The following is a 15,285-nucleotide window of genomic DNA, read 5'->3' on the forward strand; positions in this document are numbered from 1 at the left end:
GAGAGTAGCGAGGAGGTCAAGCGAAAGCGATAACAGAAATAAGTGAAGAGATAGAAGGATCAAGGGAAGTAATAGACAACCAACTAAAACAAGCGATAGGTATAAACGAAGAAGCAAAAGAGTTGAGTGAAATATCAACAGAGTTAAAAGGTTTGGTTGAGAGTTTTAAGATGTAAAGGCAAAAAATTTGTGGCTCAAAAAAGCAGATTGAAAAATCTGCTTTTTTTGTTTGCATGTGATATAATTAATATATAGAAAAGATATTTAAATATTCTTAAATCATGGATTTAATAACTTAATTAAATTCTTATAGGAGGTGTAAGGATTATGAAAAAATATCTTATATTTTTAGTTCTTATAACCTTTCTAGTAACGAATGTAGTTGCTGTTAAAATAAGTATAGCTGTTGAATCTATAGAAGATAGAACAGAATTATTGAATAGGCAGATAGAAGAATTTGAAAATCAGAACCCTAATATAAGTGTAGAAACTTTTTTAATTCCAAGTTATCCTGGTTCTACATATAAGTTTTATGGTACATTTGTTGTAACTAATAAAAAAGAACCAACAATATTTACTTTGGATTTTAGTTGGATTGAAGAGTTTTCGCCTTTTTTATTGACTATTGAGGATGGATATGATTATTTTGAAATGAATAAATTTTTACCTCCAGTTATTGAAGCAGTGAAAGTAAATGAAGAAATAAAAGCCATACCTTATTATTTAGAACCTGGATTGCTTTATTATCGTAAGGATTTGCTAGATAAGTATGGTTATAAACCTCCAAAGAGTTGGAATGAATTATATGAAATAGCGCAATATATTTCTACAATGGAAGGTATTTATGGATTTGTATGGGAAGGGGCTAGATATGAAGGTTTAACTACCTTTTTCTTAGAAGTTTTATACTCTTTTGGAGGGAAAATATTTGAGGAAGATAAATTTGTTTTAAACAGTCAAGAGAATAAGAATAAAGCTATTGAGGCATTAGAACTTATGAAAAGTTTTATAGATGATGAATTATCTCCGAAAGGTGTAACAACTTATCGAGAGGAAGAGTGTAGAAATATTTTTCAAAATGGAGAAGCTGTTTTCATGAGGAACTTAAGTTATGCCTGGCATTTGGTAAATTCACCTGATTCTAATATTAAAGGAAAAGTTGGATTTGTGCCTTTACCAAAAACAAATTATGTTGAAAATAATGTGTCTGTTTTGGAAGGTAAAGCTTTAGCAATCAATCCTAATGCTACTAAAGAAGAAATAGAAGCTGCAAAAAGCTTCATAAAATTTTTGTTAAATTCAAATAATCAAGCTCAACTTTTTGCATTTCTGAATTTTATGCCTGTAAAAAGAGAGATTTTTGATAACTCTTTAATATCTCAAACTGATTCAAATTTATTAAAATTTGAACCTATTTTAGAGAATCTAGAACTAAAGCCTAAGTCTTCAATTTATACAGAGATTTCATTTGTTATTCAGAACAATGTATATGATGCATTAACTGGAAGAGTTTCTGTTGAAAAGGCCGTAACAGATATGATTAACCAAATAGAATTTTTGATACAATAAGATATTTATAATTATAATTTTTTAAAATTTAAAAAGTGGAGGTGCAAACTTCGTGTACAGTGTAGATAGACAACAAGTTGTAAGGAATTTAGTAACCAAAACAGAGTCTAAAATTGTTTTACTGGTAATGGATGGAATAGGAGATTTACCGAAGGATGGGAAGACACCGTTACAAGCAGCTTATAAACCTAATATGGATGCTCTTGCAAGAGAAAGTGATTTAGGTCAAAGTGTTCCTGTTCTACCTGGCATAACTCCTGGTAGTGGCCCAGGTCATTTATCCCTTTTTGGTTATGATTCATTAAAATACAACATTGGAAGAGGTATCTTGGAAGCTTTAGGAGTTGGGGTAAAGGTTGAAAAAAGAGATGTTGTAGCAAGAGGGAATTTTGCTACCATAAAAGATGGAATACTTGTTGATAGAAGGGCAGGCAGACCTGCTAGCGAAGAATCTAAAAAAATAGTAGACCTTTTGTCTGAAAAAATTAAAAGGATTGATGATGTTGATATAACTTTCTACCCAGGCAAAGAGCATAGATTTGTTGTTAAATTTACAGGGGACAATCTTTTTGACGAGGTAGCAGATGCGGATCCTCAAAAAGAAGGGCTGCCTATGGAATGGGCCAAAGCCTTGAACCCTGATTCAGAGAAAATGGCAGATATAGTAAACAAATTAATAAAACAAATAGAAGAAGTACTAAAAGATCAACCTAAGATGAATTTTGCTTTATTGAGAGGTTTTTCAAAGCATCCTCAGTTACCTTCTTTTGAAGAAAATTATAAATTGAAAGCCGCAGCCATCGCAACTTATCCTATGTATAAGGGTTTGGCGAAATTGGTAGGAATGGATGTTTTAGAAGCTGGACAAACAACGGAAGAAGAGGTGGAAACTCTAAAAAAGGTATGGAATGAATATGACTTTTTCTATTTCCATGTGAAAAAAACTGATTCTTATGGAGAGGATGGAAACTTTGAGGCGAAAGTAAAAGTTATAGAAGAGACGGATAAAGCAGTCAAAGAAATATTAAGTTTAAATCCTGATGTTTTAATTATAACGGGAGATCATTCTACGCCTGCTTTGCTTAAGTCTCATAGCTGGCATCCAGTACCTATATTGCTTTACTCAAAATATGTTAGGAAAGGTCTGTCTATTTCTTACGATGAGTATGAATGTGCAAGAGGAACTTTAGGAACTATATCCGCCCTAGATATTATCCCACTTGCTTTAGCAAATGCTGGAAAGCTTGATAAATATGGAGCATGATAAGATAAAATAGAAAAAGGCAGGCTTAAATGCCTGCCTTTTTTAGAATATTTTTGCATTAGAAAAATCAAAGATGTAAGGAATACCTTTTTTTAAATTACATTCTTTAGAAAAAATACTTACTTTTAAATCTTTATCAGACATTAATTCTATTTTTTCATGAGTGATTTTAACTTTTAATTTTGCTTTTTTCCAAAAAATGTTAAAGGACACACCATCCCATTTTTTGGGTAACCAAGGATTAAAACTCAAGGTCCCATCTTTAGCTATATTCATACCTCCAAAACCGTAAACGAGACTTTGCCATGAACCCCCAGTAGAAGCAGCGTGTAATCCGAGGCTTGTATTACCTTGATTATCTTCTAAATCGGTCATAACTGTCTTAATGAAGTATTCGTAGGCGTTATGTGTATCACCAACTTTTAATCCCATAATAGAGTACATTGATGGGCTTAATGATGATTTGTGCATAGTTCTTTTTTCATAGTATTCATAATTAATTTTCTTAGTATTATAATCAAATTCATCTTCTAAAAGCAATAAAAGCATTACAACGTCTGCCTGTTTAACAAGTCTTGTTTTGTCGAGCTTGTTGAGTTCAACTCCTTTTGGCCATATAGGCATTTTATTTTTATCCCATTCTTTGATTAGAAAATCTTGCAAATCGAAATATCCTTCAAACTGTTCAATCAGTTCTGTTTTATCAAATTTAGGAATATAAATTTTATTTGAGATGTTTAACCAATTTAAAAAGTCATTTTCAGATAAACCTAGATATTCACATAAATTATTGTATTTAATTGGATCTTTTTCTTTTAACCATTTGGATAGTTCAAAAGCTTTAGCTAAATTCCATTTCGCCATATAATTAGTGTAAGCATTGTTATTAACGTGTTCGTGAAATTCATCTGGTCCTATGACATTTCTTATTTCATATCTATCTTTTTCTTTGTTGTATTCTATTCTTGATTCCCAGAATTTAGCAGTTTCAAAAAATAACTCTACTCCAAATTTTTTCATAAAGTCTTCATCATTAGTAGCTCTAAAGTACTCCCAAAAAGCAAAAGGAATATCTGCAGAAATATGTATTTCTTCGTCTCCAGTCCATATTCTTACAGGATTTCCCAAATAATCCCTCCCCCATTTAGGAGTTGTTTCTAACCCATTATAAGTAGATTCCCAAGGAAATTGAGCTCCTTTGTAACCGTTTAATTTGGCATTTTTCCTTGCCCCAGATAAAGTATTGTATCGGTACAGAAGAAGTGATTTAGCTACTTTGGGTTGTGTATATATAAAAAATGGTAACATAAAAATTTCTGTATCCCAAAAAATATGCCCTTTGTATCCTTCACCGTGCAATCCTTTTGCTGCAATACTTACTGTATTATCTTTATCGTTTGCACAAGAAGTTAACTGAAAAACATTAAACCTTATTCCCAATTGAGCTTTTTCATCGCCCATTATTTCTATATCTATATTATCCCAAATTTTATCCCATTCTTGAAGGTGGTTTTTAAGTTCTTTTTCATATCCTACATAAGCGAAAAAATTAAGTCTTTCTTCTGCTGCTTTTTCTAGATTATCTATTTTATCTCTAGATGTAAAAGTTACACCGTATTTGTAAATTGTATAGACATTTCCTTTTTGAAGAAACACTTCATAGAGCTCTTTTACTATGTTATCAATACTTTTATAGACCCTATTTCTTAGTAAATTGTTGTTTTCTTTAACGCATTTTATACGAGATGCTTCAATAAGAGTTAACTTTTTTTCTTTTGTACAAGATTTTAGTAAAATTCCTGGTTTTAGATCATTTAATTTTAAAACATCATAGTGTTTTGCTTCACTATAAGGTTCGAAAACAGAATTAACTGTTGACCCGTCTATCTGGTTTTCAATAATTAATTTACCATTGAAATTCTTAGGAATTATTTGATACTTTGCACCCCATATATGATGATCACTTTTGCTTACAAATCTTTCCGAAATAACTTCTAATACTTTCCCCGAGTTCAATTCAATTTCAATGTATGTTTTTAATAAGGCTTGTTTCATGTCTAAATATCTGTTAAAGCTTAAGATTTTCTGCTCATCCAAATTAATCTGTTCACCATCAATATAAAAATTAATTGAAAGAGGATCAGGGCAGTTGACCAGTTCTTCGACTTCAGAACTTGCACCATCGTATATACCTGCAATGAAATTCCCCCTCCATCCATCTTTTGAAAATTCATTGAAACCTCTTAGACCTCTATATCCATTAGCTAGTGTGAACAATGTTTCATATTTTTTGTTTTCTTTTTTGTTATATTCATTTTGTTCTATTTTCCATTGATCCAAAATCTACTCCCTCCTTACGATGATAATTAGAATATAATATATGAATTATGATTGCGAGAATTTGGTTTAATAAGAATTTTAAAAGTTATTAAAAAGAGCAATGTTTATATTTTGAAAATCTGGTATAACTATATCAGCATCTTTAAGTATTTCCTTGTTCCCAACTCCAACAACTTTCATACCAGCTTTTTTTGCAGCTGCTATTCCTGCAACTGCGTCTTCAAAAACTACAGCTTCTTCTGGAGCGATATCTAAAATCATAGCAGCTTTTATAAAAATTTCTGGATCAGGTTTAGCTTTACTTACCATATTTCCATCAACAACAGTATCAAAAAAATCATTTAATTTTAATCTTTCCAATATAATCCTAGTATTTTTACTTGCTGATGCGACAGCAAGTTTTATCCCCTTCTTTCTCAGAGTATCTAAAAAGTTTTCTACCCCTGGAAGTATTTCTTCTTTTTTCATTTTATTTATATATTCGACATACCAACAATTTTTTTTTATCTGCTAATTTCTCTTTTTCTTCTTCATCTAGATTTAAATGTCCTATTTCCAATATAATTTCTAAACTTTTCATTCTGCTTACACCTTTAAGTCTTTCATTATCACTTTCATTAAAAGGAATTTTTAATTCATCAGCTAATCTTTTCCAAGCAAGAAAATGATATTTAGCAGTATCGACTATAACACCATCTAAATCAAAAATACAGGCTTTTATCACAAAAGAACCCCCTCTTAACTTTTTAAATTTATCCTTTCACAGCAGCAGCTCTTCCGGTTTCAACAAATTGTTTTTGGAAAGATAAAAATATTATTATCATTGGTATAGTCATTATAATGGTAGCTGCCATCATATATTGCCAAAATGTATAATAAGATGTTTTAAAGAAATTTAATCCTAAAGTTAAGGTGTACATTTCTTGGCGAGAAGTAATGATTAATGGCCATTGAAAATCATTCCATGCTCCAAGGAAAGTATATATAGCTAAAGCTCCGATGGCGGGTTTAGCATTTGGTAAAACAATTTTAAAAAAGGTACCTCCTATACCCGCTCCATCAATCCTTGCAGCTTCTTCCATCTCCTTTGGAAAGTTCATAAAAAATTGCCTCATCAAAAAAAGTCCAAAAATGTTGGCTAGTTTAGGGAAAAACATTCCGGGGTAGGTGTTCACTAAATTCCAATTAACCATTAACGTATATTGAGGAATCATAGTAACTTGAGCAGGAACCATCATAGTTCCTAAAAAAAGAGCAAACCAAACTTCTTTTAAAGGGAACCGTAATCTTGCAAAAGCATAACCCCCTAGGGTACCGATTAATATGTTTCCGATAGTTATAAATCCAGCATATATAACAGTATTTAAAAACCATCTTGAGTACAAAGGGACAAGTTCGAATACTTTACCATAATTTTCTAAGGTTAAAGGTGCACCAAAAGCCTTAGGAGGCCATTCAAAAAGCCGTATGTTAGGAGGCCAGCTCATGACATCTGTTCCTTTAGCTACACCATTTTCATCGACATATGTCATAGGAACAAAGGAAACAATAGCTGCCCATAAAAATGGGAATAATGATATTAAAGTATAAACAATTAAGATAATATATGAAACGATTCTAGCAATTTTCCAATTCTTATTTGACATTTCATCACCTCAATATTCTTCTGGAATATATCTACGCTGTAAAAATGTAATAAACATAATTATTGCAAAAAGCACAAGAGCTAAAGAAGAAGCGTATCCCATATTTCCATATTCAAATGCGTTTTTATAAATATAGAAAGAAATAGTTATATTCCTCATATTTTCAATTAGAAAATAAATTTGATCAAACACTTGCATACAACCGATTGTTCCCATTACTATGACAAATAAGATCTGAGGCCTTAATAGAGGAAGAGTAATTTTCCAGAATTTTTGAGAACTAGTGGCTCCATCTATTTCAGCAGCTTCGTATAACGAAGATGGAATATCTTGCAATCCTGCTAGGAAAGTGATCATAAAATATCCCGCAGTTGCCCAAATATTCATTATCATTATTGAAAATAATGCGGTATTAGGATTATTTAACCAATCGATTGGTTGATACCCTAATCCACCAAAAAGAGCAACTAAAATTCTATTTAAAATACCTGGTTTGGAATAGATTAACCAAAAAATCATCGATATAGCTGCTGAAGAGGTTATGGCAGGTAAGAAAAAAACAACTTTATAAAATTTAACCCCTTTTACTTTTAAATTTGCCGCAACAGCTAAAAGTACTGCTAAAAAAGTTTGTATTGGAACAACAATAACTGTATATATTAATGTATTCAAAAGCGATATTCTTACGTAATCATCGTTGAACATTCTTTTGAAGTTTTCAATCCCCACAATTTGGGGTGTATATTTTCTAAACAAATTTTTCTGATCTATCATGTAAGTTGTCATGAATTCCGAATTAGTCATTGTTTCATTCAAATTACCTTCCAGAAAATCTTTAAATAGTTTTTCAGTATCAAAATATTTTAAAATAGCTTCCTTTTGTTCTTCATTTAAATTCAAACCTACATCATACTGAATAAAGGGTAATACATCAAAAAAATCTGATATCTCATTTATTGATTTTACATCAGTTTGAAACATTCCGATATGTAGTTCAATAGCTTCTTGAGGATTTATAGGTACTTTAAATTTTTGTGTTTCTAAAGGATTAAAATTAGTAAAACTATAATAGAAAATCATTATAATAGGATAAATAATAAACAGTAGCACTGTGATTATAACGGGGGAAGCAAATAAATAACCTGAAATTGCTTCTCGAATTTTGGGTTTCACCGTATCACCTCTTTCTAAAAATTGATGAGGGAGATCCCTCATCAATACAAAATTTATAAAAAAATTATTTTTAAAAGATGTCGATAAAATTATTGCCTTACCCAAGAATCGTAATTTTTTTCTATGTTTCTAACAGCTTCTTCTATGGTTATTCTTCCTGCGAAAAGATCGTTTAACATGGAATTCAAATAGTCGTTTGCTTTTGCGAAAATACCCGTTGGGGTGGGAACTCTCCATGGATATCCAAATTCAACCGAATTATAGAAAACTTGTTTCATAGGATCGGTGTCTTTTGCCGCTACACTTTCTCTTGAGCCTAAAACACCGGCTTTTTCTACAAATATCTCTTGTCCTTCGGTGACTAAGAATTTTAAAACTTCCCAAGCTTCGTTTTTGTTAGGAGATTGTCTGTTCATTCCCCAAGCAACAGTATAGATCATTGTCGAATCTACTACTAAATTTGGTAGTTCAACTATTCCAGTTTTTGCTTCTATATTTGGAAAACTCTCTCTAATATAACCTAATGCCCATGGTCCTGACATTACCATAGCTGTCATTTCTTTAGCGAATGCGTCTCCAAGCCATCCTGCTCCTAAAGTGGAGGGTTCATAAGCAAGTTCATAATTTTTAACAAGATCTATATAAAACTTAAGTGCTGCAACTGCTTCAGGTTCTGTCAAAGCCGTTGATAGATCATCTTTAACTAACCTTCCACCAAAAGAATGAATCATTGGGATTAATCTATTAAAATCTGCAGCAAGAGATAATGGAGCATCATATCCTCTTTCTTTAAGAAGAGTAGCTTTGTATAATAAATCAAACCAAGTGTCGTTATTTGTTGGATATGGGACGTTGTATTTATCGAATATTTCTTTGTTATAAAATAATGCCAATGTTGAAAAGTCTTTCGCAATTCCATAGGTTCTGTCATTAAATGTAAAAGCATCAACTAAATTTGCATAAAAATCATCAATATCAAAGTTATCACGGCTGATATATAGATCTAAAGGTTGTAAAACGTTTGCTCTTGCTAATTCTTCAAAAACATAAACATCTACATAAAATAGATCTGGACCTTGGCCTCCTGATAATCTAGTCATGAGTGTTTGCTTATAATCTCCAGCGATTGGGTCCCATCTTACTTGAATATCTTCGTGAGTGGAGTTGAACTTCTCAACAATTTCTTTCATGGCCGCTTCTTCTGCTGGATTACCAGGCCATCCTGTAATAGTTATAGTTACTAATGAAAATGATGAAACTACTAACAAACACAATAAAGCTACTGATAATACTTTTTTCATACTACTTTACCTCCCTTTATTTAGTGGTTTTAGAAATTTTAAAAATTAAAATTAAGCGTACTTTTTCTTTTTATTAATTTTGAAGGTACTACTAAAGAAACTGCATCCTCATTGTTTGCTAAACTATGAACCGCTTGAGCAGCACTGTAACCTATTTTTGCAATATTCTGATCAACAGTTGTTAAACCAACAAATTCGGAAAGGGGAATATTATCATACCCAACTATCGGAATCTTTATGTCTAAACCTTGAAGAAATTTCATGGCCGAATAAGCCATTAAATCAGAAGCACAGAAAATACCATCATAGTCAAAACCCTTTTTTAATATCGATTTTAATATTTCTACTGTTTTTTGCTCATCAAAATCTGCATATTGAACATCCACTTGTACTTTCAAATCTGATTCAGCATTTTTTACTCCAACAAGTCTTTGATCAGAAACAGGAATCCCTTTGTTACCACTGATGTATAAAATTTTTTTACATTTAATTTGACTAAGATGTTTTATAGCCATATAAGCACCAGATACATTGTCACTATCTACAAATACAAAATTATTTTCGTTATTTCTTCCTATTACAACATATGGGAAATTTTCTTTATTTAATAACTCAACCCTTTCATCATTTTTTCGTATATCTAACAAAATAAAACCATCCACAATTTTACTTTTAATAATATCTTTATAATATTCTAAAATATTGCCGTGTTCATGGATATCTACAATCAATTTAAGCCCTTTTTTTGAAAAAAAGTTGAGAACCCCCTTCAAGAATTTTGTAGAATAAGTATCTTCGAGAACTCGCCCACCTTTAACAGAAAAAATCACTGCATACATACCAGTTCTTTTTCTTCTTAAAGAGGTAGCAATTTTATCTGGCTTATAATCATATTTATTAATAACTTTTAAAACCTTTTCTTTTGTTTCATTACTAACATTATTGGCACCGTTTAAAACCCTAGAAACTGTAGCTACAGAAACATCTGCTATTTTAGCGATATCCTTAATTTTCATAACTATAAATAGCTCCTTCACCAGAATATATATGTAAACGATTACATTTTATATTAGGAATTATATCTTTTATTAATAGGGAAATACGCATATTTTTATCAAAAGAAAAAATATAATTTTTTTAGATTATGTAATCGATTACATAAATTATAAAATATATAAAAATAATAGTCAAATTCGATTATACCCTTTTAATAACGATTATAAAGAAATATCGTCAATTATTATGAAAAATCTTTGTTTTTCTTAGTTTTTTAATTTATAATAAATATTATATCTAGATCTGATTTTGAAATAATGATTTTAAAAGAAGAAGGAGAAATAGAGAAATTGTGAAAGTAAAAGAGATATCTTTAATAGCAATATTTGTATCTTTAATGGCAATTGGTTCGCAGATAATTATTCCCCTAGGCCCAATACCTTTTACCATGCAGTTAGTTGTTGTTTTTCTTTCAGGGTTTTTACTAAAGCCAAAAAATTCCTTAATTGTCCAAATTATTTACCTTTTATTAGGTGTTTTTGGAGTGCCAGTTTTTTCAGGCTTTTCAGGAGGAATGATTCATATTATTGGACCTTCAGGTGGTTTTTTAATTTCTTTTCCTTTTTCAGCATTTGTTATAAGTTTATGTAAGTTTAGCAAAAAACTTTCAGATTTGTTTTCTGGATTTTTTGGGCTCATTATCGTTTATTTTATTGGGTGGTGTTGGCTTAGAATTTATACGACTAATTTTATTCAAGCTTTTATAGTTGGAATTTTACCATTTATTTTTTTTGATGTAATTAAATTATTTATTTCCATTTATATCAAAAATCTTTTGTTATCAAATTTAAAAGTTTTTTCCAATTCTTAAAACATTATTTTTTTGATAAAGTTGGTTTGTTTCTGATCCATTTTAAGACAATTTTTTCAAAAGATCTTACAAAACGAGTCCACAATCCTTCTTTTTTTGATAAAGGTTGTACTTTTATAGTATAGAATCCTAATGAGTTGCCTAAGGCAATATCTGTAAATAGTTGATCGCCAATTACAACACCTTCTCCAGGTTTATAACCTAGAATTTTTAGCTTTTTTCTAATTTTAAATCTTAAAGGTTTCATTGAGTAGCTAAGTAAATCTATTCCTAAATTATTTAGCTCTGTAGATAAATTATTAAATCTTTTCTTTTTGCTATTACTTGCTATCAAAATGTAGAATCCCATTTCTTTAAGCTTTAAAAAAAGATCAATAACTTCAGGTTTTAAATTATTGCTATGCCATTCATTTAATGTGTTATCAAAATCAAATATTATGATTTTGAAACCTTCGCTTTTTAGTTGTTCATAATCAGTGTCAAATATATTTCCCTTAAATTCATTTGGACTAACTAGATCGATAACTCTAAAAAACCATCCTATTGTGTAAAAAAAGACGTTGTATGCAAATTTAGTAAAGCCAGCCATAAAATGTTTGAATTTGTTTTCCAAACCATAAGTATAAGGATTTATTAATATTGTGTATAAACCAAGTTTATTACCTGCACTAATATCTGTTATGAAAAGATCGCCAATCATTACAGTTTCAGATTCTAACGATCCTAATTCTTTCAGTACTTGTTTTAATTTTTTGGTGTTTGGTTTTTTCATGCTAGTGTGTACTTTAATCTTTCCATCAGTTATTTTCTCTATTAATTTCATTTTTTCTCTTTTAGCGTTGGTAACAATGGCTACTTTGAAACCATCATTTATTAATTTATCAAACAAGTCTAACGTTTTTTTTGGGATATTGTCGTCTCTCCATATGGTTATAGTAAAATCATAATCCATCAAAATTGTATTAAAACCAAGTTTTTTGAGTTTTTCATAATCTACAGAATATATATCGGGACTATATTCTCTAGGGATTGGTATGTATTTAAATAATCCCGTTATGTGGTTCAATACTTACAACCTCCACTTTCATATCAGATTTTTTCAAGGAGTTTAGTAGCTGGATAGATTCTTTTAAATAGCCTTTTGGCACTATTATTTTAAAGTACCCATTTTCTTGTTTTTTTCTTACGTTCATTATGTGTGCTTCAGCTTCTATTAAGTAAATCAAAAGATGAATATCCTCTTTGGCAATATCGATATAGATATCGTATTCAGGATAAATTTTATTTTCTAACATAAAAAGTGTTCCTCCTGTTTTAAGAGATTACTTTTATAATATTTCAGAAGCAACCGTTGCTAATTCTGATCTTTCTCCTTTTTTCATTGTTATATTTGCTGATAGCGAATTTTCCTTAAATTTTGAAGCGCAGTACACTAGACCATTTGAAGAGGCATCTAAATAAGGATTATCAATTTGATAAGGATCACCAGTTAAAACTATTTTAGTTCCTTCACCTATTCTTGTTAAAATAGTTTTTACTTCAGCTGGAGTAAGATTTTGTGCCTCATCCACGATCATGAATTGATTAGGTATGGTTCTTCCTCTAATATACGAAAGAACTTCTATTTCTAATATATCCCTTTTTGCCAGGTATTCTTCTGGTTTTTTACCACTACCCTTAAAAAGCAAATCTAAATTATCGTATATAGGTTGCAACCATGGTCTCATTTTTTCTTCAATACTTCCAGGAATATATCCAATATCTTTTCCCATGGGGATCACGGGTTTTGATATTAACAATTTATTGTACATTTTTTCTTCTAAGACACAAAAAAGACCTGCTGCTAATGCCATTAGTGTTTTTCCCGTTCCAGCTTTACCAACCAAAGTTACAAAAGGAATATCTGGATCTATGAGAGCATCTAAAGAAAAAAGTTGTTCAACGTTTCTTGGTTTTATTCCATATATCTCAGTATCAAAGTCCAATAAAATTGGTTGGAATTTCCTTTTTTTTTGAATTATATCTTAATAACAAATCGTTATATTTTAGATAAGTGTTTGGTGAAGGTTCTTCTCTTAATTCGAATTCATTGTAGTCATACTGATCTTTATGCTCTATTATTTTATCAGGTTTTTCAAATATATAATAACCATCTGGTAAAAGTTTTATATCTATTTTGTCGGTTAAGTAATCTTGACTTTCTAGGCCTAAAGCATCTGCTTTGATTCTGAGATTCAAATCTTTACTAACTATTATAGTTGGAATTTTCTCAGTTTCTTTTAAGTACACAGCATAGTATAAAATAAAATCGTCTTTTGATTCTCCTAAATAAGAAGGAATTTTATGCTTTTCTGAATTTTTTTCCAAAGCTAATATTTTTAAAGTACCCTCGTTTGGTAATTTTATGCCTTCATGAAGAGGAGTTCCATTTCTAAAACTATCTAAAAGTCTATTTACCTCTCTTGCAGATTTTGCTACTTTGTCGCTTCTTGTTTTCAGTTTGTCTATTTCTTCAATAACAGGAAAAGGTATTATTACGTTATTATCTTGAAAATTTAAAATGCTATTTGGATCATGAATTAGAACATTTGTATCAATCACAAAATTCTTTACCACAATTAATCACCCCATTTTCTGATAAAACTAGTTAAAGATTCAAATGAAAAAATATGGATAAATTTTTGAAAAAGTTTTGCGGTAGCCAATGCATCATCCCATGCTCTATGGAAGTTATCAATTCCCAAATGAAATTTTCTAGAAAGATATTCGAGATTATAAGGCCCTCTTTCTAGGTAGTACTTGGAAACTTCCAAAGTATCAATATAATAATTGTCAATGGAAAACATTCCGCTTTCTTTAGCTGCTATATCCAGAAATCTTAAATCCATTTTTACATTGTGAGAAACAATTATTGAATCATCTATGTATTCTTTAAATTTTGGATAAACTTCTATTAAAGGTGGGGCTTTAGAAATATCCTCGTTATTTATTTTATGAAATCTCGATACTTCTCCAGGAATAAAAATCATAGGGTTAACTAATGTATGAAATGCATATTTGAAGTAAATTTTTTTATCGTACATAGGGATAGCAGCTATTTCGATTATTCTGTCACCATATTCTGGTTTTAATCCAGTTGTTTCAAAATCTAAGGCTAAGAAAACTTTATTATTAACTTTAATCATTGTTCTTCCCTCCATCTTTTTTATTATACCACGATTAAAAAAATTAACCTTGATTTTTGAGGGCATTTTAAGATATAATAAGTAAAAGAGAAGATGAGCGTCTGTAGCTCAATTGGATAGAGCGTCGGACTTCGGATCCGAAGGTTGTGGGTTCAAATCCCACCAGATGCGCCAGCTGTTCTATTATTGTTATCTATACAATTTAAACAATAAGTAATACATCACAGGGAGGTAATACTCATGGCAGAATTTGAAGTCCTCAAAGTAGCTGCTAACTCAAACCCGGTTGCTGTAGCAGGAGCTTTAGCTGCTATTATTAGAGAAAGTGGAATCGCTGAATTACAAGCAATAGGAGCCGGCGCAGTAAATCAATCAGTTAAAGCCATAGCAATAGCAAGGGGATACGTTGCCCCAAGTGGGATAGACTTAGTATGTGTACCAGCTTTTTCCGATGTCGAAATCGAAGGAGAAGAAAGAACAGCAATAAAATTTTTGGTTAAGGCAAAAGATTAAAAAGAGGCTCTGCCTCTTTTTATTTTTTAGTTTATTTTAATTAAATTATGCTATAATATATCGGTTCGAATAAAAAAATAATTCTAAAAAAGGGGGTATCTAGGAATGGATGTTTTAAGAGAATTGGAAAGTATGTTAGAGAATCTTGTGGATAAATATACCGAACTAAAAAAGGAGAAAACAGATCTCCAAACACAGTATGACGAATTATTTAACGAGTATGAAAAAGTTAATAGTGAAAAAGAAGAATTAAGCAATTTAGTAGAAGAGTTGAAAAGGAAGAACGATGAGGTTGAAAACCACTTAAATCAAATTAAATCTACCCTAATATCAAGGTTGGGAGATGAATTTCGGGAAGAGAATTTTAACGATCAATTGTCTGCGGAGGATTCTAGTCCAGAAAATCCTAATCAAAATCAGTATTAAC

Annotated in this window: 13 protein-coding genes, 1 tRNA gene and 2 pseudogenes; 6 read left to right on the forward strand and 10 right to left on the reverse strand. The window is 30.6% G+C overall.

Going from position 1 to position 15,285, the window contains the following annotated elements; translation table 11 throughout:
- Positions 1–327: 327 nt before the first annotated feature.
- The gene (locus PW5551_RS00450; RefSeq protein ID WP_113073440.1) at positions 328–1,569 is read left to right on the forward strand and encodes an ABC transporter substrate-binding protein; all 1,242 of its coding nucleotides are present in this window, start codon (positions 328–330) and stop codon (positions 1,567–1,569) included.
- Positions 1,570–1,621: 52 nt separating this feature from the next.
- Positions 1,622–2,833 carry a 2,3-bisphosphoglycerate-independent phosphoglycerate mutase gene (locus PW5551_RS00455; protein WP_113073442.1) on the forward strand — a complete coding sequence of 404 codons (1,212 nt, stop codon included), beginning with the start codon at positions 1,622–1,624 and terminating at the stop codon, positions 2,831–2,833.
- Positions 2,834–2,875: 42 nt separating this feature from the next.
- On the opposite strand, the gene PW5551_RS00460 is transcribed toward PW5551_RS00455, so the two are convergent.
- The 6 genes and pseudogenes from PW5551_RS00460 to PW5551_RS00485 all read right to left on the reverse strand — a co-directional run bounded on the left by PW5551_RS00460 (position 2,876) and on the right by PW5551_RS00485 (position 10,309).
- The gene (locus tag PW5551_RS00460; RefSeq protein ID WP_113073444.1) at positions 2,876–5,173 is read right to left on the reverse strand and encodes a glycoside hydrolase family 65 protein; all 2,298 of its coding nucleotides are present in this window, start codon (positions 5,171–5,173) and stop codon (positions 2,876–2,878) included.
- 78 nt (positions 5,174–5,251) lie between these two features.
- Positions 5,252–5,897, reverse strand: a pseudogene (gene pgmB, locus PW5551_RS10765) (beta-phosphoglucomutase).
- Positions 5,898–5,925: 28 nt separating this feature from the next.
- A complete protein-coding gene (locus PW5551_RS00470) occupies positions 5,926–6,819 on the reverse strand; it encodes a carbohydrate ABC transporter permease (protein ID WP_113073446.1) in 894 nt (297 codons plus the stop codon).
- 9 nt (positions 6,820–6,828) lie between these two features.
- A complete protein-coding gene (locus tag PW5551_RS00475; protein WP_233488372.1) occupies positions 6,829–7,992 on the reverse strand; it encodes a carbohydrate ABC transporter permease in 1,164 nt (387 codons plus the stop codon).
- Between the two features lie 89 nt (positions 7,993–8,081).
- Positions 8,082–9,293, reverse strand: a complete 1,212-nt coding sequence (locus tag PW5551_RS00480; RefSeq protein ID WP_113073448.1) for an ABC transporter substrate-binding protein — start codon at positions 9,291–9,293, stop codon at positions 8,082–8,084.
- A gap of 38 nt (positions 9,294–9,331) precedes the next feature.
- Positions 9,332–10,309, reverse strand: a complete 978-nt coding sequence (locus tag PW5551_RS00485; protein WP_113073450.1) for a LacI family DNA-binding transcriptional regulator — start codon at positions 10,307–10,309, stop codon at positions 9,332–9,334.
- 332 nt (positions 10,310–10,641) lie between these two features.
- Between PW5551_RS00485 and PW5551_RS00490 the strand changes: the two genes are divergently transcribed.
- Complete coding sequence (locus PW5551_RS00490; protein WP_113073452.1) at positions 10,642–11,160, forward strand: biotin transporter BioY; 519 nt, start codon at positions 10,642–10,644, stop codon at positions 11,158–11,160.
- 4 nt (positions 11,161–11,164) lie between these two features.
- Here the strand turns inward: PW5551_RS00490 and PW5551_RS00495 are convergent, their stop codons facing one another.
- The 4 genes and pseudogenes from PW5551_RS00495 to PW5551_RS00510 all read right to left on the reverse strand — a co-directional run bounded on the left by PW5551_RS00495 (position 11,165) and on the right by PW5551_RS00510 (position 14,345).
- Entirely contained in the window at positions 11,165–12,226 is a 1,062-nt protein-coding gene (locus tag PW5551_RS00495; protein WP_113073454.1) for a YqeG family HAD IIIA-type phosphatase, read from the reverse strand.
- Positions 12,201–12,455 carry a DUF4911 domain-containing protein gene (locus PW5551_RS00500; RefSeq protein ID WP_113073456.1) on the reverse strand — a complete coding sequence of 85 codons (255 nt, stop codon included), beginning with the start codon at positions 12,453–12,455 and terminating at the stop codon, positions 12,201–12,203. The genes PW5551_RS00495 and PW5551_RS00500 overlap by 26 nt, the downstream gene beginning before the upstream one ends.
- 33 nt (positions 12,456–12,488) lie before the next feature.
- Positions 12,489–13,776: pseudogene (locus PW5551_RS10770) on the reverse strand (PhoH family protein).
- Between the two features lie 2 nt (positions 13,777–13,778).
- On the reverse strand, positions 13,779–14,345 hold the full coding sequence (locus tag PW5551_RS00510; RefSeq protein ID WP_233488375.1) for a PolC-type DNA polymerase III: 567 nt from the start codon (positions 14,343–14,345) through the stop codon (positions 13,779–13,781).
- Positions 14,346–14,442: 97 nt separating this feature from the next.
- Here PW5551_RS00510 and PW5551_RS00515 point away from each other — a divergent pair.
- The 3 genes from PW5551_RS00515 (at position 14,443) to PW5551_RS00525 (ending at position 15,284) form a co-directional block, all read left to right on the forward strand.
- Positions 14,443–14,519 (forward strand) — tRNA-Arg (locus tag PW5551_RS00515).
- Between the two features lie 66 nt (positions 14,520–14,585).
- Positions 14,586–14,858: a stage V sporulation protein S gene (locus PW5551_RS00520; protein ID WP_113073458.1), complete on the forward strand. Its 273-nt coding sequence runs from the start codon at positions 14,586–14,588 to the stop codon at positions 14,856–14,858.
- A gap of 105 nt (positions 14,859–14,963) precedes the next feature.
- Positions 14,964–15,284: a hypothetical protein gene (locus tag PW5551_RS00525; RefSeq protein WP_113073459.1), complete on the forward strand. Its 321-nt coding sequence runs from the start codon at positions 14,964–14,966 to the stop codon at positions 15,282–15,284.
- The last annotated feature ends 1 nt before the right edge of the window (position 15,285 follow it).

This window comes from Petrotoga sp. 9PW.55.5.1, from assembly GCF_003265365.1.
In the GTDB taxonomy this organism is placed as follows: domain Bacteria; phylum Thermotogota; class Thermotogae; order Petrotogales; family Petrotogaceae; genus Petrotoga.